We start from the raw sequence: 23130 nt of genomic DNA, 5'->3' as shown, positions 1-23130 counted from the left end.
CTCGGTTGCAACCGGTTTACGCGCCGGTCAGCGCTGTGCTCGACGCCACGATGAGCACAGCCTACGTATGGGCGAGGCCGCGGAGGACTCCGATCGCGGGACGGACGTGGGTCGCCAGGACGCTCGCCGAGACCGGGGCTCCCGCGGGCGCGCCGTCGTGGGCCGCGAGGTTCGCGGCCAGGGCGTGCACCCGCGCGGCCGCGGCAGCGGACCAGGCGGTGTCGCGACCCGCGGCGAGCAGCGTCCCGATGATGCCCGAGAGCACGTCGCCCGCGCCCGCGGTGGCGGCCCACGAACCGCCCGCTTCGTTGACCAGCACGGGGCGGCCCGGTGCGGCGACCAGCGTGGCCCGACCCTTCAGCAGTACCGTGACCTGCCAGGCATCCGCGAGGTCCCGGACCGCGGCCACCCGGTCTTGGCCGACTTCGTGACCGGTGAGGCGGGCGAACTCGCCCGCGTGCGGGGTCAGCACGGTCGGCGCCGCGCGATCGCGCACCAGGTGCGGCCGTGCGGCCAGCAAGGTCAGGCCGTCGGCGTCGACCACGACCGGTAGGTCGGTGTCCAAGATCTGGCGGAGGCGTTGCCCGGCGTCGGCATCGGTGCCCGCGCCGGGACCGAAGACCCAGGACTGGACGCGACCGGTGTCGGCGAGCTGCCGGGTGGCGATGACTTCCGGAAAGTGGCTCAGCACCTCGGCCGCCGCGGTTCCCGCGTACCGCACCATGCCCGACGTCGCGGCGACGGCAGCGGCCGCGCACAGCACCGCGGCGCCCGGATATGTCGCGCTTCCCGCGCATATGCCGGTCACACCCTGTGTGTACTTGTCGTCGGCCGCGCCGGGAACCGGCCATTCGGCGCCGATCGAGGCGGGCTCCAGTGCGACGAGACCCGGCTCCGGGAGACGTAAACCGATGGGGACCAACTCGATTCGGCCGCACTGCGGCGCGGCGAGCGCATGCACCGGTTTGTAGCCGCCGAAGGCGACCGTGACGTCCGCGCGCACGGCCGGGCCCTCGATCGCGCCGGTGTCCGGATCGACGCCGCTGGGCAGGTCGGCCGCGACGATCGGAGCGTCCAGCGCCGCAACGATTTCCGCGGCACGCGGCCGCAGCGGACCACGACCGGAGATACCGACGATCCCGTCGATCACCAGATCCGGGCGACCTGGGTCGTCGGCGACTCGACCGCCCGCAGCGCACAGCGCCGCGAGTCCTTTCGCGTGCGCCCGCTCCGGGTTCAGCAATACCGCGGTGACCGCGACACCGCGGCGGCGCAACTGCGCTCCGGCGTAAAGCGCGTCGCCCCCGTTGTCGCCGGACCCGACCAGCAAGGTCACCGCCCGACCCGCGACACCGCCGGTGCGCTCCCGGAGTTCGCCCGCCACCACGGTGGCCAAGCCGTGCGCCGCACGACGCATGGGCACGCCGTCCGGCACCCGGGTGAACAGCTCGGCCTCCGCCGCACGCACTTCGTCTACGGTGAAATAGCCCCGCTGCGTGGACATCGCCGCTCCCTTCGTCGGTGTGGCCTACTACGCTTGGCCATCATGCCAAGCGTCCGCCGCCACACCGGGACTGTCCGCCTCGTCACGGGAGTCGCCTTGGCCGGGGCGCTGCTGCTGTCGAGCTGCGGCGGAGACGAACCCGGCTCGGCCGCCACCACCACGAGGAAACCGGCTCGGCCCACCACCACCGCTCAGCAGACCGGCGAGCGCAAACCCGCCGCCGCCACCGTGGTGGTGGACGATATGGAATTCTCCCCCGCCGAGGTCGCCGTCGCGGTCGGCGACACGGTCACCTGGAAATTCGACGACCAGGTCCCGCACACCGTGCAGGGCATCGGCGACAAGGCGATGGGCATCAACAGCCCGATCCTCGACCGGGGCGAGTGGAGCTACACCTTCACCACGCCGGGCACCTACCGCTACCTCTGCTCACTGCATCCGGAGATGCGCGGGTCGGTCACCGTCGAATAGCGGGGCGAGGGCGCGCTGCGGCGCGTTCGCGGACCACCACATGCCTGCCGCCAGATCGCAGGCTCCTCCTTGTATCCGGTCAGACCGGGCGGTAGTCGCGGGGGCGTGCGCCACGCGCCGAGCTGGTGTTGAGGGCTTCGACCGCGGCCACGAGCGGAGCGAGTTCGGGGTTGGCGGCGGCTTGACCGAGCGCGCCCGCGAGGGCGGCGTCGTGTGTGGGCCGGGCCCGCGCGAGCAGGTCCAATCCCGCCGGAGTGACGTCGGTGTAGATGCCACGACGGTCGTCGGGGCACAGGTAGCGCTGGAGCAGGCCGCGATCTTCGAGCCGGGAGACCAGGCGGGTGGTGGCGCTCTGGCTCAGGACCACGGCTTCGGCGACCTGGTTCATGCGCAGGTGCCCGCCGGGGCCATCGTGCTGGCGGCTCAGGACGACCAGCAGCGAGAACTCGCGAACGCTCAGGTCGTGGCCGGATTGCAGCGCCCGCTCGATGTGCGCCTCGATCCGGTCGTGCAGCAGCGAGAGTGCGTACCAACCATCGGCCAGGCCCGTCAGGGCGGCATCCGCGGTCATGGCGTTCCTTCGGCTCGGGGATCGTGCCTCCAGGATAGACAGGCTACGCAATATCCAGCGCTTGCAATTATCAAGCGTATGCAATTATTGTTTGCGCCTGTAAAGCTCTAAGGCAACATCCATGTGGAGGCTCCATGCCGCTCGCACTCCTCGCCCTGACCCTCGGGGCATTCGGGATCGGGACGACGGAATTCGTCGTCGTCGGTCTTCTGCCCGACATCGCGGGCACCTATTCGGTGTCCATCCCCACGGCAGGCCTGCTGGTCACCGGGTACGCGCTAGGCGTCGTGGTGGGTGCGCCGTTGATGACCGGCCTCGGCACCCGGGTGGCGCGCAAACGCATGCTGCTCGGCATGCTGACGCTGCTCGTTCTCGGCAACGTGCTCTCCGCGGTCGCACCCACCTTCGGGCTGATGCTCAGCGGACGGATCGTGGCGTCGCTCGCCCACGGCGCGTTCTTCGGTATCGGCGCGGTCGTCGCGGGGACGCTGGTCAGCGCCGACCGGCGTGCCGGTGCGATCGCGATCATGTTCACCGGTCTCACCGTCGCCACGATCGTGGGCGTGCCGCTCGGAACGCTGCTCGGTCAGCACTTCGGCTGGCGGCTGACCTTCTTGTTCGTCGCGCTGGTCGGGTTGGTCGGGCTGGTGGGAGTCGCGGCGTTGGTCCCGGAACAACCCGCCCCCGCGGACGCGCGGCTGCGCACCGAATTGGCGGTGTTCCGCAATCCCCAGGTGCTGCTGGCGATGGCGATGACGGTGCTCGGCTTCGGCGGCGTATTCGCAGCGATCACCTATCTGGCGCCGATGATGACCGAGGTCACCGGCTATGCGGAGAGTTCGGTCATCTGGCTGCTGGTGCTCTTCGGGCTCGGCTTCTTCGCGGGCAACCTGATCGGCGGCAAGTTCGCCGACCGCCACCTGATGCCGATGCTGTATCTCACCCTCGGCGGGCTCGCGATCGTGCTCGCGCTGTTCACCGTCACCGCGCACCACAAGGTGGCCGCCGCCGTCACTGTCGTGCTGATCGGCGCACTCGGCTTCGCGACCGTCCCGCCGCTACAGAAGCGCGTCCTCGACCACGCGGCGGGCGCGCCCACCCTGGCCTCCGCGGTCAATATCGGTGCGTTCAACCTCGGCAACGCCGTGTCGGCCTGGCTCGGTGGCGTCGTGATCGCAGCGGGTCTGGGCTACACCTCCCCCAACTGGGTCGGCGTGGGTTTGGTTCTGGTCGCGCTGGGTCTCGCGGTCCTGTCCGGATACCTCGAACGCCGCGACACCCCCGCCGTTGCGGCGGAGCCATCGGACGCGGTGCACGCATAGAAACATGCGAAGCGGCGGCCGCGCACTCGAGGGTGCACGGCCGCCGTGCCTATTCCACGGTGACGGATTTAGCCAGGTTGCGGGGCTTGTCGACGTCGTAACCTCGAGCCTGCGCCACCTCGGCGGCGAAGATCTGCAGCGGGACCGTCGACAGCAGCGGCTGGAAGAGAGTCGGCGCGCTGGGAATCTCGATGAGGTCGTCGGCGAACGGGCGAACCGTGTCGTCGCCTTCCTCGGCGATCACGATCGTGCGCGCCCCGCGCGCCTGGATCTCCCGGATATTGCTCAGCAACTTCGAGTGCAGCACCGCGCGACCCTTGGGCGACGGCATCACCACGATCACCGGGAGGCCGTCCTCGATCAGCGCGATCGGACCGTGCTTGAGCTCGCCCGCCGCGAATCCCTCGGCGTGCATATAGGCCAGCTCCTTGAGCTTGAGCGCGCCCTCCAACGCCACCGGGTAGCCGACGTGACGTCCCAGGAACAGCACGGTCGGCACCTGCGCGAGTTCCCGTGCGATGGTCCGCACCTGCGGCGCGGTCTCCAGCACGCGTTCCACCAGCTTCGGCATTGCCTCCAGTTCGGCGAACTCGCGGGCGACCTCGTCGGGGTACTTGGTGCCGCGCGCCTGCGCCAAGGCGAGCCCGACCAGGTAATTCGCGGTCACCTGGGCCAGGAACGCCTTGGTGGAGGCGACGCCGATCTCCGGCCCGGCCCTGGTGTAGAGCACCGCGTCGGACTCGCGGGGAATCTGCGCGCCGTTGGTGTTGCAGATCGCCAGGACGCGCGCCTTCTGCTCTTTCGCGTGGCGCACCGCCTCCAGCGTGTCGGCGGTCTCGCCGGACTGGGAGATCGCCACCACCAGCGTGGAGCGATCCAGCACCGGATCCCGGTAGCGGAATTCGCTGGCCAGCTCGACCTCGACGGGCAACCGCGTCCAGTGCTCGATGGCGTATTTGGCCAGCAGACCGGAGTGGTAGGCGCTTCCGCACGCGACGACGAACACCTTGTCGAAATCGCGCAGCTCCTGGTCGGCCAGACGCTGCTCGTCCAGCACGATCCGGCCCGCGCCGTCGCGATCGGTGCTGAAATGCCCCATCAGGGTGTCGGCGACCGCGGCGGGCTGCTCCTCGATCTCCTTGAGCATGAAGTAGTCGTGGCCGCCCTTCTCGGCCGCGGCAAGGTCCCAGTCGATCGTGAACGGGCGGGTGCGCGAACTCGCGTCCTCGCCGGTGAAATCGGTCACCCGGTAGCTGTCCAGGTTGATCACGACAGCTTGGTCCTGACCGAGCTCGACCGCCTCCCTGGTGTGCTCGATGAACGCCGTGACATCCGAGGCGATGAACATCTCGCCCTTGCCCACGCCCACCACCAGCGGCGTGGAACGGCGCGCGGCCACGATCATGTCCGGGTGATCGGCGTGCGTGAAGACCAGGGTGAACGCGCCCTCCAGACGGCGCAGCACGGCCAGCGCGCTGGCCGCGAAGTCACCGGCGGTCGGGCCGTTCGCATACGCGCGGGCCACCAGGTGCACGGCTACCTCGGTGTCGGTGTCGCTGCTCAGCTCGACCCCGGCGTCCTCCAGTTCGCGGCGCAGCGGAGCGAAGTTCTCGATGATGCCGTTGTGCACCACCGCGACCTTGCCGCTGTCGTCCCGATGCGGGTGCGCGTTGCGGTCGGTCGGCGCGCCGTGCGTCGCCCAGCGGGTGTGCCCCATGCCCGTGGTGCCCACGAAGCGGTCGATGCCGGTTTGCGACAGCTGGGCCTCCAGGTTGGCCAGGCGACCCGCCTTGCGTTCCACCGCCAGCGCGCCCGCGCCGTCCAGGATCGCCACACCCGCGGAGTCGTAACCGCGATATTCCATGCGGCGCAACGCGTCAACGACGACGCCGAGCGCGTCTCGGTACCCGACGTACCCCACGATTCCGCACATGGCTCACCACACTACTTATCGGATAACGTTCACGTCGTGTCGGCGTCTGTGAAATCGCTACTGAGCACCCTGACCAGCCGGGGCCCGCACCGCGTGTTGCGCGGCAATCTGGCCATCGCCGGCCAGCCGGGGGTGGTGTTCACCCCCGAGTCCGGGCGGAATCTACCTGCCGTCGCCTTCGGGCACGGCTGGCTGACCGGGGCGGGGCACTACCGCACCCTGCTGGAACACCTCGCTTCGTGGGGAATTGTGGCCGCCGCCCCGGACACCGAGCGCGGGCCGATCCCGTCACATCTGGGGCTGGCCGCCGACTTGCTGACCACGCTCGACATCTGCACCGGCGTGCGGCTCGGCGACGGCGAGATCAGCGTGCACCCGGAGCGTCTCGCCCTGGCCGGACACGGCATGGGCGCGGGCGCCGCCGTCATCGCCGCCGGACGCCGCGACGTCGCCACCGTCGTGGCGCTGTTCCCCGCGCCGACGTCGCCGGCCGCCGAAGCCGTCGCGCCCGAGCTCGACGTTCCGGCGTTGATCCTGGCCGGCGCGACCGACATCACCTCGGTCAGCTCCAACGCCATCCCGCTGACCACCGCGTGGGGTGGTCCCGCGATCCTTCGCGCCGTCGACAAGGCCTCGCACAACGGCATCATCGAGGGCCGGCGTATCCTCGCCGCCATCGGCGCGGGCAAGCACGAATCGAAGACCGCGCGCACCACCCGCGCCCTGCTGGCCGGATACCTGCTCGCCACGCTGGCGGGCGACAAGACCTACCGTCCCTTCGCCGAGCCCGACGAGGTCATCCCGCACACCACGGTCGTCGACCCCGAAGCGCCGCAGGAGAAGGAGCCGCCGAAGCTGAAGGTCGGCCAGTTGGCCGCGCTGCTGCGACGGTAGCCGACTCACCGGTGTCCGGAGCGCCGGTCAGATCAGCCAGCTCTTGCGTTGGTAGAACTTGGCCTCCTCGTCCTCCTCGTCGACCGGCGCGACCGTCTGATTGGCGCGCCGGGCGGCCATCGATCGCGCGACGGCCTCGCGCTGCTCCCGCGCTTCGTCCTCCAACCGTCGCTGCGCCTCCGCCTCGGCGGCGGCCTTGTCCAGTTCGGCGGCGTGCGTCGCCCAGAACTGGTCCATGTCCGCGGTCAAGCGATCGGCGAACTCGCGGCCGGTCGCCGCAGTCTGCTCGTTGATCGCCTGGATCTCGTCGAGCAGCAGAGACATGCGGCGCTGATTCTCGGCGGCGAGTTGCCTCGCTTCCTCGGCGTAATTCACCACGCGGCGCCTCCTCGCTCCTCCGAGGTGGCGGTACCGGTCGCGGCCGCGCTCACAGCGGACCAGCCTCGGCGAAGTCCGCTCCCAGCGGTCCGGCTTCGGCGAGTTCCGCGCCGCTGTCCACCGGGGTGTCGGGTTCCGGCTCGCCTTGCTCCGGCAGCGGCTTCGGGTAGTGCTCGCCGTCTTCTTCGCGGCGGGTGCTCGGCGGGGTCGCGCTCGGCAGACCGGGCCGACCGGCTTCGGTCTCCGGGGCCGGGTCGGGCGATTTCTGCTTCTCCTGAGCCTCCGGCGCCGGAACCTCAGGCGCCGAAGGCTGTGCGTTCTCCGCTTTCGGATCGGTGGTCGAGATGATCGGCATCCCGTGCTCGTTCAGCTCGACGGTGAACTCCTGTTCTTCGCCGGTGGCGTCGGACAGGAGGAGTTTCAACCGGCCGTCCGGCCCCATCTCGAACTTCACATGCTTTCCGCCGATATCGAATTCGGCCTTCGGCTCCACTTTCTCGTTCTCGGCTTCTTCGTTTTCGACGTCGGCCTCGGCGTTCTTCGGATCGACGCTCTGCATGAGCTTTTCGACCGCGTCATCGACCCCGCTTTTGATCGTGCCGCTCAGCGCGGACAGCCCCTGGGTGACCGCCTGGCCGAGACCCGTTGCCAGGGGGGAGAACTCCCTGGCCACCTGGCTGATCGCCGCCAACCCGTCCAGCGACGGCGTCCTGAGCGCCGGGGTGGTCGGGTTGCTGGGCGTGGTCGGAGTAGTGGGTGTGGTCGGTGTGGTCGACGTGGGTACGCTGCTGGGTGTGGTACTCGCCGGGGTCGCGGTGGCGGGTATCCCAGGCGGCCCCGGGGCAGCCGTGTTCGTGGGATTGTCCTGGCTCACAGGAGCATCCGGCTGGGGGGTGGCCGGTCCTTCCGGGCGGGGGTAGGCCTGCTCGGATACCTGCGCCATCGCATCGGTCAGGTTCTTGTACTGGTCATTGAACAGGCGATCGACCTCGGCGCAGACATCGACATACGACGCCAGTTTTCGATCGAAATCCGGTTTGAAGGTCTTGGTCAGCCACTCGTCGGTGACGCTGCGGACCCGGTCGCCGTACGCGCCGGTGAGCAGATTCTTGCTGTCGGAATTGATGAAGCCGAGAACGCTTTTGTTGATCTGGTCCTCCGGCACGGCGAGCGCGGGGAAGATGCGACCGAGTTCGCGCACTTGGTCGGCGTCGATCCACTCCCGCGCATTGTGCACGTCGACAATGACTTTCACGTCTTCGGGAGTCTTACCGTCGATCTTGACGACTTTGCTGCCGCCCACCGGGCCCTCCAGCAACTCACGGGTGGCGAACGCCTTCGCGGCGACCGCCGAGCGCAAGGAACCGGCCATATCCGCGATCACGGTCATGGCCGCCCGGGCGTGCTGCCGGTCCTCGTCGGCAAGGACCGACTGTTTGCCGAGCATGTCGAGCGCGGTGGCGGCCGCCGTTCCCTGCCACAACTCGGGCAACCTGCGGTTGTAGCCCTGCTGCGCGTCCCATTGCCGATCGACTTCGGCCAGAGCGACTTTCAGCGCCTCGCCCGCCTGCTCCAGCTTCTCCACCCGCATGCCGCGCTGCTCGTCGTACATCGCCAGCAGCTTGTCGACGTTCCCGCGCCCCCCGTCGCCGCCGAACGCCGCCTCGTACAGCGGCATGAACTCGATCCAGTACTGCAGGCCCGCGCTGCCCTCGTCCAAGAGGGTGTCGATCGCCTTGCCCTGCCACGAAACCGTCATGATTCCGACTCCTCGAATGTGTGGTGTCGCTGGTGCGAACACGTGTCATTCGGCGGTTTCATGTCTTGTTCGTCTCGGAGGCGCGTTGCTGGTCGGTCTCGGCGTATGCCACTACGGCGGCGCCGAGCGCGTCGGCGGTCGCGGTGGTGGCGTCGCTCCAATTCCGCAGCCATGCGCTGATTCGGTCCAGGCCCTGATGAACCGCCGTTCCCTGCGGCGCGTAGTTGCGGCCCGCCTCGCCGCCGATGCCGAACCGGTGATCGGCGACTCGTACAGCTTGGTCGCGGACGGCGTCCGCCGATCTCCGGTAGTCGCTGCCCAGCGCACCGAGTTCCCCCGTCCGGACACCGACCATCTCCGACCCACCCACGATTCCCCTCCATCCTCGTAGTGTCATTGCGCCGACGTGAAACTCGTTCGCGCCTGATTCCGCCGTACTTCCTTCGACGCAACACGCCGACACCCGGTTCCCCCGAATTTCGCGCCGGCGGCACAACGATCTCGGCGGCCGAACCGCTCGTGTCGGATCGTTGGACGTGGGCGCCTCCGAATCGGTTCCTTCCGACGCCGGTTCGGCTAGCCGCCGATCCGGCCGTGATCGGTGCGAACCCACTCGGACGTGCCGTCGGGGTGGCGGTGGAATTCCCAGGCGGCGTAGTCGCCGTCCTTCTCCACCACGGTGACGTGGTCGGCGAAGCCGTCGTGGTCGTAGTCGGTCCAGACGTGCATCGCCTCCTCGCCCGTCGTGGTGATGGTGTCGAGGGTGCCGTCGCCGTCGATGTCCTGGGTCGGGTGATGCAGTTCGATCGCACCCAATCCACCGAGCGACGAGGACGCGTCGATGCCGGGTATATCCAGACCGGGGAATTCCGAGGTGATCATGACTCCTCCTCAGCAGGACTCGTACGGTGCCGCACAAGCGGCATCATCCCATCCTGACAGCCGAGCGGCCTCGGCGCAGCCTTCCAGCTCACTTCTTCGGCATCACCAGCCACAGTACGAGGTAGAGGATGAACTGCGGACCGGGCAGCAGGCACGACACCACGAACAGCAGACGGACGACGTTGGCATTCCAGCCGAGGTAGTCGGCGATGCCACCGCAGACGCCCGCGATCCACTTGTCGTGGGCGGAACGGGCGAAACGGCGGGTGGGGACGGTCATTGGTCTTCCCTCTCTGGCGGTGATCGCTACGACCTCCACTGTCCTCGCCGCCGCAGGCCGCGCCATCGGCCCGGCGGGCGATACCGACCCTGATTTCTCCCGGGGGCCGACCTCAGGGTGCGACCCTGAGCACGGCAGACTCGTGCTGGTGAGCACCACTCTGCATGCCCGCGGCCTGTCGGCCGGTCACGGCGAGCGCACGCTGTTCGCCGACCTCGATCTGACCCTCGCGCCGGGCGACGTGATCGGCCTGGTCGGCGTGAACGGCGCGGGTAAGTCGACGCTGCTGCGCATGCTCGCCGAGCGGCAGGCGCCGACGGGCAGCATCACGCTCAGTCCGCCGGACGCGACGGTCGGTTACCTGGCGCAGGAGGCGCAGCGTGTCGCGGGTGAGACCGTCTTCGATTTCCTCAGTCGCCGAACGGGAGTCACCGCGGCCCAGCGGACGATGGACGCCGCGGCCGAGCGACTCGCCGAAGGCGGGCCGGATGAGTACTCCCCCGCGCTGGATCGCTGGCTGGCTCTCGGCGGCGCCGACTTGGACCAGCGCGCCCACGAGGTGGCCGCCGACCTCGGCCTCGCCGACAGCCTGCCGAGCGGCCTGGACACGCCGATGACCGGTTTGTCCGGTGGCCAGGCCGCACGCGCCGGGCTGGCCTCGGTCCTGCTGTCGCGCTTCGACATCCTGCTGCTGGACGAGCCGACCAACGACCTGGACCTGGACGGCCTGGCCCGGCTGGAGCGGTTCGTCGCGGGCGTGCGGGTGCCGCTGATGGTGATCAGCCACGATCGGGAATTTCTGGCGCGCACCGTGAATCGCATCGTGGAGCTGGACCTCGCCCAGCAACAGGTGGGGCAGTACGACGGCGGTTACGAGTCGTATCTGATGGAGCGCGAGATCGCTCGGCAGCACGCGCGCGAGTCCTACGAGGAGTACGCCGACACCAGAGCGAGCCTGGAGGCCCGCGCGCAGATGCAGCGCAACTGGCTCGAGCACGGCGTCCGCAACGCACGCCGTAAGGCGCGTGATCCCAGGAAGCTGGATTCGGACAAGGCAGGCCGCAAGATGCGGGCCGAATCGACCGAGAAGCAAGCCGCCAAAGCCAGGCAGACCCAGCGCCGCATCGAACGATTGGAGGCAGTGGAGGAGCCGCGCAAGGAGTGGGAGCTGCGCATGAGCATCGCCACGGCCCCGCGCAGCGGCTCGGTGGTGGCGACGCTGTCCCGGGCGAGGGTCACCCGCGGCGACTTCACTCTGGGACCGATCACCACCCAGGTCGACTGGGCGGACCGCATCGTACTCACCGGGGCGAACGGCTCCGGGAAGTCCACCTTGCTGGCGTTGTTGCTGGGTAAGCTCCGGCCGGACAGCGGGACCGCGAGCCTGGGCTCCGGTGTGGAGATCGGGGAGGTGGACCAGGCACGCGAACTTTTCCGCGGAACCGCCGCCTTGGCCGACACATTCGGGGCCGCGGTACCCGACCTGCCGGAGGCGGAAGTGCGGACACTGCTGGCCAAATTCGGTCTGCGCGGCCCGCACGTGCTGCGGCCGTGCGACACCCTCTCCCCCGGTGAACGCACCCGCGCCGCCCTCGCACTGCTCCAAGCCCGCGGGGTGAACCTGCTCGTGCTGGACGAGCCGACCAACCACTTGGACCTCGTCGCCATCGAACAGCTGGAGCAGGCCGTCGAATCGTTCACCGGCACACTCTTGCTCGTCACCCACGACCGCCGCATGCTCGACACCGTCCGCGCGACCCGTCGCTGGCACATAGCTGCCGGCGTACTCACCGAGACGCACTGACACCGGGCGCGCGTATACTGCCCAGCGCACCGCAATTCCCGTTTCGAGCGAAGCGAGACCGCACACCCAGCGCCGAAGGCGCCGGCGAAATCACACAGCCGCTACCCGTTTGGCGAGATCGTCCGCCAGCTGCCGCGCCTGCGCCGGATCGGTGGCCTCCACCATCACCCGCACCAGTTCCTCGGTGCCGCTGGGCCGCAGCAGTACTCGTCCGGAGTCGCCGAGCGTCCGCTCCGCCTCCAGCACCGCTTCCCGCACCTCCGGTGCGCGCGCGACCACGGCTTTGTCGCTGACCGGCACGTTCACCAGGATCTGCGGCACGGTTTGCAGCACACTCGCCAGGTCGGCCAGAGTGCGCCGGGACTGCGCCATCCGGGCCATCAGGCGCAGGCCGGTCAGGATGCCGTCACCGGTGGTGCCGTGGCGGGGGAACACCACATGCCCCGACTGCTCGCCACCCAGCGTGTAGCCGCCGCGCCGCAACTCCTCGAGCACGTAACGGTCGCCGACCGCGGTGGTGCGCAAAATGATTCCGGCCGCGCGCATGGCGATGTGCAGACCGAGGTTGCTCATCACGGTGGCGACCAGGGTGTTTTCGGCCAGCTCGCCCGCCTCGTGCATGGCCAGCGCCAGGATGGCCAGAATCGCGTCACCGTCGACCACGTTGCCGTAGGCGTCGACGGCCAGGCAGCGGTCGGCGTCGCCGTCATGCGCCAGGCCCAGGTCTGCCCCGTGCTCCACTACCGCGGCCCGCACCTGGTCGAGATGGGTCGAGCCGCAGCCGTCGTTGATGTTCAGCCCGTCGGGTTCGGCGTTGATGGCGATCACTGTCGCTCCCGCCTCGCGATACGCGGCGGGCCCCACCTCGGCGGCGGCGCCGTGCGCGCAGTCGACTACGACGGTCAGCCCGGACAGGTCCTGGCCGGTCGCCTCCACCAGGTGCTCCACGTAACGCTCGTGGGTGCCCGCGAGGCTGTACTGGTCCGGGATGACCAGCCCGTGATCCCGCGCGCCCGCCGCGCTGCGCACCCGTCCGATACCGGCGCCGGTCGGGCGGAACGGCGTGTCCGCGGCGACGAGCGCCTCGATCCGGTCCTCGATCGCGTCGTCGAGTTTGTGCCCGCCCGCGGCGAAGATCTTGATGCCGTTGTCCGGCATGGGGTTGTGCGAGGCGGAGATCATCACGCCGAGACAGGCATCGTACAGACCGGTGAGGTAGGCGACGGCCGGCGTCGGCAGCACTCCCACCGAGAGCACGTCCACGCCCGCCGCGGTCAGGCCGGCGGTCACCGCGGCCTCGAGCATCTCTCCGCTGGCCCGGGGATCGCGGCCGACCACCGCGAGCGCACGCTTCTTGCCCCGGCTCAGGATCTGCGCGGCCGCTCCGGAAACGCGCAGCGCGAACTCCGGACTCAGCGACTCGTTGGCAAGCCCGCGGACTCCGTCGGTGCCGAACAACCGTCCCATACCTCGCCCCTCATTGGTGATCCGTGACGTGAGCGTCGGCCCTGGGAGGCACCGGACTGTGCACCATGCAAGCCCCACGCACGCCACATCTTCATACAGCGCGAGAGCAGGCGACCAGCTGTTCGCTGGAAGCCTGCTCTCGTACAGCTGCCGCGTCGACCGTACCGCCTCCGGCACCGCGAGGGCGCCGGATGCGGAGGGCCGACGATGCCGAAATCAGCGCTTCGAGTACTGCGGCGCCTTGCGCGCCTTCTTCAGACCGTACTTCTTACGCTCGGTGGCACGCGGGTCACGAGTCAGGAAGCCGGCCCGCTTGAGGGCGGGACGATCGTCCGGGGTGACCTCGATCAGCGCGCGGGCGATGGCCAGCCGCAAGGCGCCTGCCTGGCCGGACGGGCCGCCGCCGACCAGGCGGGCGTGCACGTCGAAGTTCTCGGTGCGCTCGACGGTCACCAGCGGCGACTTGACCAGCTGCTGGTGCACCTTGTTCGGGAAGTAGTCCTCGATGGTGCGGCCGTTGAGCACGAAGTTGCCGGAGCCGGGCAGCAGGCGCACGCGCACGACGGCCTCCTTGCGGCGGCCGACGGTCTGCACCGGGCGGTCGATCACGACCGGAGCGTAGGTCTCGGAAGAGTCCGAAGCCTCGGAGTCCTCGTAACCCGCACCGTCCTCGACGGGCTCGGCAGCGTCGAATTCCTCGACGAAGTCCTCGTTGAATTCCTCGGGAGCGGTCACTGGGCCACCTGCTTGATCTCGAACGGAATGGGCTGCTGAGCGGCGTGCGGGTGCGTGGGGCCAGCGTAGACCTTCAGCTTGCCCGCGATGGCGTTACCGAGCTTGTTCTTCGGGATCATGCCCTTGACGGCCTTCTCCACGAGCCGATCGGGACGGGTCTCCAACACCTGACCGACGGTCCGCGACTTGAGGCCGCCCGGGTGCCCGGAGTGGTGGTGGATCAGCTTGTCCTGCCGCTTGTTGCCGCTGATGGCGACCTTGTCGGCATTGATGATGATGACGAAATCGCCACCATCGACGTGCGGGGCGTAGGTCGGCTTCGTCTTGCCACGCAGCAGATTCGCTGCCTGGACGGCGAGACGGCCGAGCACTACGTCAGTGGCGTCGATGACGTACCACTTACGGGTCACGTCACCCGCCTTGGGGCTGTACGTAGGCACAGTGCTTCCCTGTCTGTCGTCGGTGTTGCCAGCCGAGCGTGCGGTCGAGAGTGTTCCCGGCGGCCGGTGGAGACCCGGGGCTCGGTGGACGCTCGGGCGATCCACCAGGGATCGACCGGACGTTCCACACGCCAACGAGCCACGATACCAGTGGGGTATCGCGGGAAGAAATCGCGTCAGATTTCGATCGGCGGACCGAAGTCCATGGCTCCGGGCGGGCCGGGGACCAGGTAACGCAGGGTGTCGACGTCCGGCCGCCCGCACTCGGCGACGCTTTCGTGGCCTTCGGGCCCGTTCCCCCGCGCTGTGGTGACTCCCGGTCTGGGCTTGGTGATCGCGTAGGGGACGCTCGGACACGCGACCGGCTCGGCCGCACCGTCGGCGGCCATCTCCTCCGCGACCACCGATCCCGTGTCCCCCACGACCTGCCGCGCGGTCAGCTCGACCCGATCGCCTCCGGACGGAAGCGCGACCACGGCCAGTGCCACTGCCCCGGCGACGGTGTTCGCTCCGAACAAATTGCCCTTCATCTTGTTCCAGAGCTTGCCCTTGCGGTGCCGATCGTCCGCATCGGACTCCGGGTCCTGCCAGGCGTCCTGGCGCTGTCCGCCGTGTAACGGCTCCGGTGCGCCCGAGTAGGGCGGCTGCGGGCCCAGCGGCGGCACCGGCCCACCGGGCAGCGGCCCCGACGGCGGGCCCGCGAGGTCGCCCTGCGGACGCCCGGTCTGCTGCTCGTCGGGCGCGCTCGGCGGCCGGGTGAAGCGACTGCCCAGCTCGGCGAGGTTCGGCGGGAGACCCCGCGGCGCCTCGTCGTGCTGGGTCGGGTATCCCGGCCCGTACTGGACGCCGGGCACCGGCCCGGTCGATCGCTGTCCGGCGTCCGCGGGTTGCGGCGGCGCGGGGTACTCGGCCTGGGGCCGCGCGTCCACCGGGCGCTGCGGGACAGGCTCGGCATGCCTGCCCGCCGGCTCGGGCTCCTCGGCTTCGGTGTCGCTGACCAGCAGGTGCGCCGCGCCGAGCACGAGCGCGTGCATCGGATGGTCGGCCACGTGCAGCCGGTGGCCGAGATGGTTCTGGAAAGCCAGGCGCAACGCGTCGTTGAAGCGCACGTTGCCCGACAGCAGGACCGTCGAGGTGTCCGCGCCGATCGAACGCGCAGCGGCCATCACCTCGATCACCACGTCGTCCGCCGACCTGGCATCGCGCATGGCCTCCGCGTCGACCGGAACGTCGACCGACTCGGTGGGCTGCTCGTCGTCGCCGTGCACCGCGACCACCAGCATGCTGCGGCCGTCGGAGTACACGCCCGTCGCGCCGATGCCGTGCGGCATGGAGCGGTCCGGCGGGTGCACCAGTCCGAGCGCTCGGACGTAGCCGGACAGCGCGACGCTCTCCGGCAGCGGCTCCACCATCACGTCGAGCTGTTCCACCATCGAGGCGTATACCTCGACCTTCTCCTCCGGCCAGTTGTCCGGGAAGGGCAGCGCCACCAGGTCCGGTTTGCCGCGCAAGTGTTTGCCGATCTCCGCGAGCGGGTTGTACATGCGCGCGCGGAAGACCAGCTCCGCGGGCCACGTCGCGCCCGCGACCACGATCTGCGGATGTCCGAGGATGTCGCGCACGTCGGCGATCGCCATTCCGAGATCCGGCCTGTTGCGTTCCACGCCCGCCGTATGCAACCGGCCCGACGAATCCGCCAGCAGATAGGCCGGCGGCGTCCACATACCCTCCACCTGCACCGGGCGGATGGGGATGCCACCGCCACCGGCCGCCACAGACACCACATCCCAGCCGAGATGCACTGCCCCTACTCGCACCGTCACAGGCATAAGTGTGCCCGGTTCGCGGCCGAGATGCTCGTCGTTGCCCTCCCGCGCCGCTCGGAGCCGCTTTCGCGCACCGGGGCGCCCGCGAACGCTCGAAGCCGCGTCACGCCGCCGACTTCTTCAGTCGCAAGCGGCGCCAGGTGAGGACCGCCAGTACCACGGTGATCAACAGCAGCACGCCCGCGTCCAGCGCCCAGATCTCCGGTTTGTGCTGCCAGAGCGTGTCGGGCTGCGCGTTCAGGAACAACTCACGGACGTTCACCGTCGACGCACCGGCCGCGTAGCCCCAGCGCGCCGGGAACAGCCAGGACACCTGCTCCAGCACGATGCGGCCGGTGACCGGGATCAGACCGCCCGCCATCACCAGCTGGCACATGATGGCCACCACCAGCAACGGCATCACCTGCTCGTTCGACTTCGCCAGCGACGAGAGCAACAGGCCGAGGACCACGCAGCAGATCGCGGTCAGCGCGATGTCGATGTACAGCTCCGCGCTGCCGGAGGCCAGCACCGCCCCCTCTCCAGGACGCTTCTTGCCCGCGAGCACGATGCCGACCAGCACCGCTGATTGCAGCAGCGCGGTCAGGCTGAACACGGCGATCTTAGCCATCAGGTACGCCGAAGGCAGCAGCCCGACAGCGCGTTCGCGGTGGAAGATGGTCCGTTCGCCGACCAGGTCGCGCACTGTGAGCGTGGAGCCCATGAAGCAGGCACCCAGAATGAGCACCACCAGTAGCTGCTGCGTCTCACTGCCGCCCTCCGGCACGAATGTGCCGTCCGGCAGCGCTTTCAACGCGCCGCGTTGGAAACCGTTCTTCCCCGGCACCACCAGCGAGAGCGCACCGAGGATGAACGGCAGGATCACGAGGAACGTGAGATAACCGCGGTCGGCCAGGATCAGCCGGATCTGACGGCGCGCCAGGGTCGAGAACTGCTTTCCGCGACTGGACTGCGGTGGACTGCCCGCGGACCCGTACGGCTGCGGAGGCGGCGGAGGCGGCGGTGCGAACGCCTGCCGGGAGCGATAGGCCGCGAACGCCTGATCCGGGTTGGCCGCGACGTTGGCGAAGATCTCCGCCCAGTCGCTGGTGCCGAGCGCCGCGCCGACACCGGCCGGGTTGCCGCAGTAGGCGGTCTTGCCGCCGGGGGCCAGCAGCAGCACCTGGTCGCACATGTCCAGGTGCGCCACCGAGTGGGTCACCACGATCACCACGCGGCCGGCGTCGGCCAGCTCGCGCAGCATCACCATGACCTGGCGGTCCAGTGCCGGATCGAGGCCGGAGGTCGGTTCGTCCAAGATCAGCAGCGACGGGCCGGTCAGCAACTCCAGCGCCACCGAAGCGCGTTTGCGCTGACCGCCGGAAAGGCGGTCGACCCTGGTGTCGGCGTGCTCGGTGAGCGAAAGCTCCTGCAATACACCGTCGATGACCTTCTGCCGGTCCTGCTTGCTGTTGTCCCGGGGCAGCCGCAGCTCGGCCGCGAAACCGAGCGCCTGGCGCACCGTGAGCTGGCGGTGCAGCACGTCGTCCTGCGGCACCATGCCGATGCGGGAACGCAGCGCCTCGTACTCGGCGTGCAGGTTGCGCCCCTCGAAGGTGACCACGCCGCCCGAGGGCCGGGTGGTGCCTGCGATCAGGCGCGACAGCGTCGACTTGCCCGCACCGGAGGGCCCGATCAGCGCGGTCAGCGTCCCGCGACTGGCCGACATGTTCACGTCGACGAGCAGTTGCTTGTTGCCCTCGACGGTGAAGCCGACCCCGTGCACCGCGAGGCCCTGCTCGGCGACCGGCTTCTGCCGGTGCACCAATGTGCCCTGCTGGACGACGAAGTCGACGTTGCCGACGGTGATGATGTCCCGTTCGCGCAGCACCACCCGCTGCTGGCGGTGGCCGTTGACGAACGTGCCGTTGGCCGAACCGAGGTCCTCGATGGTGAGCCCCTCGGCGGAGGCGACCAGACGGGCGTGCTTGCGCGAGGCCAGCGGATCGTTGACGACGATCTGGTTGTCGGTGGTGCGGCCGATGCTCAGCCCGGTCTGCGGGATCCGGTCGGCGCGGGCGATGGGCGCCGTGGCGGCCCTGGCCCGGACCGGCGGCATGTTCGAGGTCTCGGCCCTGGTCGTCATGTTGACGTTCAGCGCGGGCGCGGGCGTGTCCTGCGGCGGGGAATAGTGCGGACGCTGGAACTGCTGCGCGGGTCGCCGGACCGCCTGCGGCGGCGGACCGGGCTGCGCCTGGGGCGCCTGCTGCGGGGGTCGCACCGAAGGCCGGTGCGGTGGTTGCGGGCTCGCCGGCAGCAGATGCAACAGCGGACCGCTGATGGCGTCACCGAGCCGGACCTGGGTTGGCCGGTCGATCGACACCGGCTGGGTCAGCCTGCGCGCGTCGACGAACACCCCGTTGGTGCTCCTGTTGTCGGTCAACACCCAGGCGCTGCCCTGCCAGGCCAGCGTCGCGTGCACACGAGAAACGAGCGGGCTGTCGACGAACAGCGTCACCTCCGGCGCGCGGCCCATCGTGACCTGCTGGCTCGAATCGAATACTCGTTCGTTTCCATCATGGCGCACGGTGATGGTCTGCGCCCCCGGTGAAGACATGCAGCGGATACTATTCCATCACCCGGACATCGGCGGTGCCCCCGATGCGCCAATTGCCGCGATCCGGCGACGTGAACGCTGTACCGGTCGACGAGGGGGAACCTTGCCGAGAGTGGGAGCGACCTCGCTGGTCGCGGCGCTGCTGGGTGTTCTGATACTGGCCGGGGGCTGCACCCGAGTGGTCGACGGCCGCGCCGTATCCGTCTACGACGATCCGTTCAAGGTCGCCGGACTGCCGACCACGAGCGGACCCAGCGGACCGCGCACCGGCGTCCCGGACAGCCCACTGACCGCGACGAATGGCGACGGCGGGGCCGTGGACACGCTGGCGCTCAACGCCGTCGACGACATCCAGACCTACTGGCGCGGCGAGTTCGGCAAGGAATTCCAAGGCGAGTTCAAGCCGGTGGAGAAGCTGCTGTCGTGGAGCGCGAAGGCTGGGCGCAGCGAGGCGGTCGAGTTCTGCAAGGAGACCACCTACCGCTTGGTGAACGCCGCCTACTGCCGCTTGGACAATTCCATCGGCTGGGATCGGTCGGTGCTGCTTCCCACCATGGAGGAGGCCTTCGGCAAGATGGCCGTGGTGATGGTGCTCGCGCACGAGTACGGGCACGCGGTGCAGACCATGGCCAAGATCGTCGGGCCGAAGGACCCGGTGATCGTCAAAGAGCAGCAGGCGGACTGCTTCGCGGGGGCGTTCATGCGGCACGTCGCCGAAGGCAAGGCCCGGCACTTCACGATCAACACCTCCGACGGCCTGAACTCGGTGCTCGCCGCCACCGTCGCCATCCGCGACTCCGACCCCGACGACCCGGAGAGCGTGCACGGCTCGGCCTTCGAACGCGTCACCGCGGTGCAGATCGGTTTCACCGACGGCCCCAAGGGGTGCAAGGGCATCGACCAGGACGAGATCGACCAGCGCCGCGCGAACCTGCCCCAGAGTTTCAGCGACGACCAAGGGCACGGCGAATTCCCGATCACCAAGGAAAGCCTGATCGAACTCACCAAAGCGCTCGAGTTCATTCTGCCGGTCGATCACGAGCCGACCTACGACTACTCCCGAGCGAAGATCGAATGCCGCAACGGCGTGGTCACCGAACCGGTGTCGTACTGCCCCGCGAAGAACACGATCGCCGCGGACATTCCCGGGCTCGCCGAGCGGGGTACCTCGAACTCCGGCGAGGACGACCCGCTGCCGCTCAAAGTGACCGGCGACTACAACGGCTACATCGTGTTCATCTCCCGATATACCCTGGCCGTCCAGCAGAGCCGCGGCCAGAGCCTGGTGGGCGCCAAGACCGGACTGCGCGCGGCTTGTCTGTCCGGAGTGGTCACCGGCAAGCTCGCCGAATCCGGCCGACCGGTGAGTCAGGGCGATATCAAGCTCGCCGCAGGCGATCTGGACGAGGCGGTATCGGGTCTGCTCACCGACGGCTTGGCCGCGAGCGACGCCCAAGGCAGGACCGTTCCCAGTGGTTTCTCCCGGGTCGAGGCCTTCCGCGCGGGCGTCCTGAACGGCGAGAGCATCTGCGCCGCACGCTATGCCTAGCGCGCTCAGCGGCCGAACGGCGGCGGCGCGGCCAGTTCGAAGCGCAGCACCCGGTTGCCGAGCATGATCTCGGTGCCCGGTAGCAGCACCGTGGACTGGTTCGCCGCCAGGCGCATCCAATCGCGGTAGCCCGGCAGCCGGGTCCGGGTGCCGTTGGTCGAACCGCAGTCCACCACCATCACGTCCCAGTTCACCAAGCGGATCTCCGCGTGGGCCCGGGACATGCCGCCGGAGGCGTCGTCGACGCGCAGCGGGACGAGTCCGCTCTCCGCGGCGGGGGAACGCTCCGGATCGCGCCCGATCACCGCGTCCGCGGCGAGCATGTAGGTCATGCCGTCGTCGAGGATCAGCATGCCCAGCGGCGGGCGGACCACTTCGATCAGCGCCTGCGTCTGGTCCACCGGCATCCCGCACACGGTGCAGAACGCCGCCCGCGGATCGCTGGGATGCGCTCGGGCGCACTTGAATCCCATGACTTTGACGGTGAGCGCGGTGGCTTTCGCAGTGGCCTCCAGCCTGCGCCGCAGTTGCGGATCCGGCTGCGGCGCGGGGTTGGTGCCACCCACCTGGGTGGGCGCGTGGTGCGGATCGATCGGCGGCTGCTCGGCCTCCGCGTCGAGCATCGCGGTCGACGGCGCGGTCGGGTACCGCGGTTGGCCGAGCACGTGCCGCGGCTCCGGCTCGGGCCGGTGCTGCCGTTCCGATGCGGTGGGCTCGGGTTCGATGCGCGCCGTCGGCAGCGGCGGCGACTCCGGGCGGCGATGCGTGCCCGGTGGACGGGACGCGTGGCTGTTCGCGGGCATACCGGCGCGGGAACCCTCCGACCAGACGATCGCGCCGCCCGCCTGCGCGATGCCCTCGACCAGCCAGCCGATGCCGCGCTCCGGCGGCAGATCCGGGATGCGGCCCTTCCCGTCGTCGACGAACAACGCCGCCGCCCGCGCGGGAATCGCGGCGACCCGGTCCACCGTGAAGGCCGCGTCGCTGCCGCGATACCGCTCGACGGCGCCGTCACCGGCCAGCACGGCGGTGACCGCTCCGTGCAAGAAGATCGCCAAGCCCCCGTTCTCGGCGAGCGAGAGGATGCCGAAGTCGATCGGTTCCCCCGGGCTGATCCGCTCGGCGTGTTTCATCAGCCAGCGCGTGGCCTGCCGGGCCACCAGGGCTCCGGGACCGTCCGGTTCCCGATCGGTCGCCTCGCGCACCAGTTCGGCCAGTGATTCGACAGCGACGACGGCGGGCGAGTCCTGCGTCGGCCTGCCCGGCCTGCGGTGCGCGACGACTACGACCGCCCCCGCGACCCTGGCCACGGCGTGGCTGCCTACGACGACTTCGACCTGCCGATCCTTCAACGGTATCGGCCTCCACCGGGGGTGCAGTGCAAGGTCGTCGCCACACCCACAAGGGTATGGCAATACGAACACCACCGGTCCCCCTCCCCGTCGTCCGTCGGGTAACTTCAGTGTCAGTAACGGGAGGAACGAGGGGCCTGAGATGGTTCGGACGCAACGCATCGCGCTCACCGCGTCTTGCCTGGCACTGGCGGGGATGCTGGCCGGTTGCGCAGGCGTGCAGGGAACGCCGACCGCGGGCGAGATCGATGTACGCGTGCTGGAAGTCGGCACCTATCCAATCGACAAGCACGACTACAGCCAGGACTCCGGCGGCAAGGGCGCGCTGTTGGAAGGCATGCGGATGTCCGATGCCGTGGTCCCGACCGTGCGCATCGACCCAATGCTGAAGTTCGGGCGCGGCAGCACCGTCGTGACCGACGCCGAGCAGGCGCTGAACTTCGTGGCCAAGGTGTCCAAACCGGTCTTCGACAACCGCAAGCTGATCGTCGGGTACGCCGCCAGCGGCGCGGACCGCCCCGATCCCGCGGGCCAGTCCAACCCGGCCCCGGATGCCACGGCGGTCACCAACGCCCTGTTCCGTTTTCCCGACGAGGCCACCGCGAAGCTGGCCGCGCGCGAACTCGAAGACGTCGACATCGCCATCTCCCCGGACAACCGCAAACTGTCGTCGACGAAATATCCCGACGCCCACATCCATTGGCGACCCGGCGTTCCGACTGTCGGCACCTTCATGGCGCACAAGGAGTTCGTCATCTCCTTGTTCATCCAGCGGCCCACCGCCGATGGCGACGACCTCGTGAAATGGGTCGACAAAACCCTTGCCGCCCAGGTCGCGCAGCTGGGTGAGTTCACAGCCACCCCGGAGAACAAGCTCGACTCCCTCGAGGTCGACCCGGACGGCCTGCTCGCCCGCGTCGCGGTCGCCGACCGCAAGGACCGCGCTCCCGACCCGGCGTCCTTCGCCGTCTACGGCGGTTACCACACGGTGCACCGCGCCGACGACGAGTCCGTCCACCTGCGCCTGATCGAGGACGCGGGCGTGGACCACATCGGCCTCGTCGACGACAGCTACGTCGCCCGCACCCGCGATGCGGAAGCCGCCCAGAAGCTGGTCACCGGCCTGTTGGAGAGCGAAGGCGCCCACTACGACCCGCTGGGCGCTCCCAGGGACGTTCCCGGCGCCAAGTGCCTGCAGCTCAACAGCAAGGGTGACGCGGAACGGGAGTACAAGTACCGGTGCTACGTGGCGTACAAGCGGTACGTCGGAGTCGTCACCAGTGATAAGGAACCGGACGTGCGACAGAAGGTCGCCGCGGAGTATGCGCTGTTGGCGAACAGTTTCTGAGTTCAGCAGGGTAGGTGCC

The 23130-nt window shown here is 69.3% G+C and carries 20 protein-coding genes; 6 read left to right on the top strand and 14 right to left on the bottom strand.

The annotated features are described in order from the left end of the window. Positions 1 to 61: 61 nt before the first annotated feature. The gene (locus M8859_RS22810) at positions 62 to 1504 is read right to left on the bottom strand and encodes an NAD(P)H-hydrate dehydratase (RefSeq protein WP_159922989.1); all 1443 of its coding nucleotides are present in this window, start codon (positions 1502 to 1504) and stop codon (positions 62 to 64) included. A 42-nt stretch (positions 1505 to 1546) separates the two neighbouring features. Here M8859_RS22810 and M8859_RS22805 point away from each other — a divergent pair, with 42 nt between their 5' ends. Continuing rightward, positions 1547 to 1975, top strand: coding sequence for a cupredoxin domain-containing protein (locus tag M8859_RS22805; protein WP_159922987.1), 429 nt, complete (start codon positions 1547 to 1549; stop codon positions 1973 to 1975). A gap of 79 nt (positions 1976 to 2054) precedes the next feature. On the opposite strand, the gene M8859_RS22800 is transcribed toward M8859_RS22805, so the two are convergent. Further along, the gene (locus M8859_RS22800) at positions 2055 to 2546 is read right to left on the bottom strand and encodes a MarR family winged helix-turn-helix transcriptional regulator (RefSeq protein WP_159922985.1); all 492 of its coding nucleotides are present in this window, start codon (positions 2544 to 2546) and stop codon (positions 2055 to 2057) included. 134 nt (positions 2547 to 2680) lie between these two features. Here M8859_RS22800 and M8859_RS22795 point away from each other — a divergent pair, with 134 nt between their 5' ends. Beyond that, on the top strand, positions 2681 to 3868 hold the full coding sequence (locus tag M8859_RS22795; protein WP_195071243.1) for an MFS transporter: 1188 nt from the start codon (positions 2681 to 2683) through the stop codon (positions 3866 to 3868). A gap of 49 nt (positions 3869 to 3917) precedes the next feature. Here M8859_RS22795 and glmS read toward each other — a convergent pair whose 3' ends face one another. After that, positions 3918 to 5801, bottom strand: coding sequence for a glutamine--fructose-6-phosphate transaminase (isomerizing) (gene glmS / locus M8859_RS22790; protein ID WP_195071244.1), 1884 nt, complete (start codon positions 5799 to 5801; stop codon positions 3918 to 3920). Positions 5802 to 5837: 36 nt separating this feature from the next. On the opposite strand from glmS, the gene M8859_RS22785 reads away from it, so the two are divergent. Continuing rightward, positions 5838 to 6695, top strand: a complete 858-nt coding sequence (locus M8859_RS22785) for a poly(ethylene terephthalate) hydrolase family protein (RefSeq protein ID WP_249644135.1) — start codon at positions 5838 to 5840, stop codon at positions 6693 to 6695. Between the two features lie 27 nt (positions 6696 to 6722). Here the strand turns inward: M8859_RS22785 and M8859_RS22780 are convergent, their stop codons facing one another. The 5 genes from M8859_RS22780 to M8859_RS22760 all read right to left on the bottom strand — a co-directional run bounded on the left by M8859_RS22780 (position 6723) and on the right by M8859_RS22760 (position 9994). Continuing rightward, entirely contained in the window at positions 6723 to 7073 is a 351-nt protein-coding gene (locus tag M8859_RS22780) for a hypothetical protein (protein ID WP_159922979.1), read from the bottom strand. Positions 7074 to 7122: 49 nt separating this feature from the next. Continuing rightward, positions 7123 to 8832 carry a PspC-like choline-binding domain-containing protein gene (locus M8859_RS22775; RefSeq protein ID WP_249644134.1) on the bottom strand — a complete coding sequence of 570 codons (1710 nt, stop codon included), beginning with the start codon at positions 8830 to 8832 and terminating at the stop codon, positions 7123 to 7125. A 58-nt stretch (positions 8833 to 8890) separates the two neighbouring features. Next, the gene (locus M8859_RS22770) at positions 8891 to 9202 is read right to left on the bottom strand and encodes a hypothetical protein (protein WP_195071247.1); all 312 of its coding nucleotides are present in this window, start codon (positions 9200 to 9202) and stop codon (positions 8891 to 8893) included. Positions 9203 to 9408: 206 nt separating this feature from the next. Beyond that, the gene (locus M8859_RS22765) at positions 9409 to 9714 is read right to left on the bottom strand and encodes a DUF6802 family protein (RefSeq protein WP_159922973.1); all 306 of its coding nucleotides are present in this window, start codon (positions 9712 to 9714) and stop codon (positions 9409 to 9411) included. 88 nt (positions 9715 to 9802) lie between these two features. After that, entirely contained in the window at positions 9803 to 9994 is a 192-nt protein-coding gene (locus tag M8859_RS22760; protein ID WP_159922971.1) for a PspC domain-containing protein, read from the bottom strand. Positions 9995 to 10142: 148 nt separating this feature from the next. Here M8859_RS22760 and M8859_RS22755 point away from each other — a divergent pair, with 148 nt between their 5' ends. Then, the gene (locus M8859_RS22755; RefSeq protein WP_195071312.1) at positions 10143 to 11798 is read left to right on the top strand and encodes an ABC-F family ATP-binding cassette domain-containing protein; all 1656 of its coding nucleotides are present in this window, start codon (positions 10143 to 10145) and stop codon (positions 11796 to 11798) included. A gap of 90 nt (positions 11799 to 11888) precedes the next feature. Here M8859_RS22755 and glmM read toward each other — a convergent pair whose 3' ends face one another. The 5 genes from glmM to M8859_RS22730 form a co-directional block, all read right to left on the bottom strand. Beyond that, positions 11889 to 13265, bottom strand: coding sequence for a phosphoglucosamine mutase (glmM, locus tag M8859_RS22750; protein WP_195071248.1), 1377 nt, complete (start codon positions 13263 to 13265; stop codon positions 11889 to 11891). A gap of 216 nt (positions 13266 to 13481) precedes the next feature. Then, complete coding sequence (gene rpsI / locus M8859_RS22745; protein ID WP_159922967.1) at positions 13482 to 14000, bottom strand: 30S ribosomal protein S9; 519 nt, start codon at positions 13998 to 14000, stop codon at positions 13482 to 13484. Next, positions 13997 to 14440: a 50S ribosomal protein L13 gene (gene rplM / locus M8859_RS22740; protein ID WP_040864934.1), complete on the bottom strand. Its 444-nt coding sequence runs from the start codon at positions 14438 to 14440 to the stop codon at positions 13997 to 13999. Before rplM ends, rpsI begins: the two co-directional genes overlap by 4 nt. Positions 14441 to 14616: 176 nt before the next feature. Continuing rightward, positions 14617 to 16269: a hypothetical protein gene (locus M8859_RS22735; RefSeq protein WP_159922965.1), complete on the bottom strand. Its 1653-nt coding sequence runs from the start codon at positions 16267 to 16269 to the stop codon at positions 14617 to 14619. A gap of 100 nt (positions 16270 to 16369) precedes the next feature. Continuing rightward, positions 16370 to 18862 (bottom strand): FHA domain-containing protein, encoded by a 2493-nt coding sequence (locus tag M8859_RS22730; protein ID WP_159922963.1) that lies wholly within the window; start codon positions 18860 to 18862, stop codon positions 16370 to 16372. A 103-nt stretch (positions 18863 to 18965) separates the two neighbouring features. Here M8859_RS22730 and M8859_RS22725 point away from each other — a divergent pair, with 103 nt between their 5' ends. After that, the gene (locus M8859_RS22725; protein WP_159922961.1) at positions 18966 to 20411 is read left to right on the top strand and encodes a neutral zinc metallopeptidase; all 1446 of its coding nucleotides are present in this window, start codon (positions 18966 to 18968) and stop codon (positions 20409 to 20411) included. Positions 20412 to 20416: 5 nt separating this feature from the next. Here M8859_RS22725 and M8859_RS22720 read toward each other — a convergent pair whose 3' ends face one another. Next, positions 20417 to 21763, bottom strand: a complete 1347-nt coding sequence (locus M8859_RS22720) for an FHA domain-containing protein (protein WP_249644133.1) — start codon at positions 21761 to 21763, stop codon at positions 20417 to 20419. A gap of 142 nt (positions 21764 to 21905) precedes the next feature. Between M8859_RS22720 and M8859_RS22715 the strand changes: the two genes are divergently transcribed. Further along, entirely contained in the window at positions 21906 to 23111 is a 1206-nt protein-coding gene (locus tag M8859_RS22715) for a DUF7373 family lipoprotein (RefSeq protein WP_249644132.1), read from the top strand. Positions 23112 to 23130 lie beyond the last annotated feature (19 nt).

Source organism: Nocardia sputi (assembly GCF_023501985.1).
This window is presented reverse-complemented; position numbering and strand designations above follow the sequence as displayed.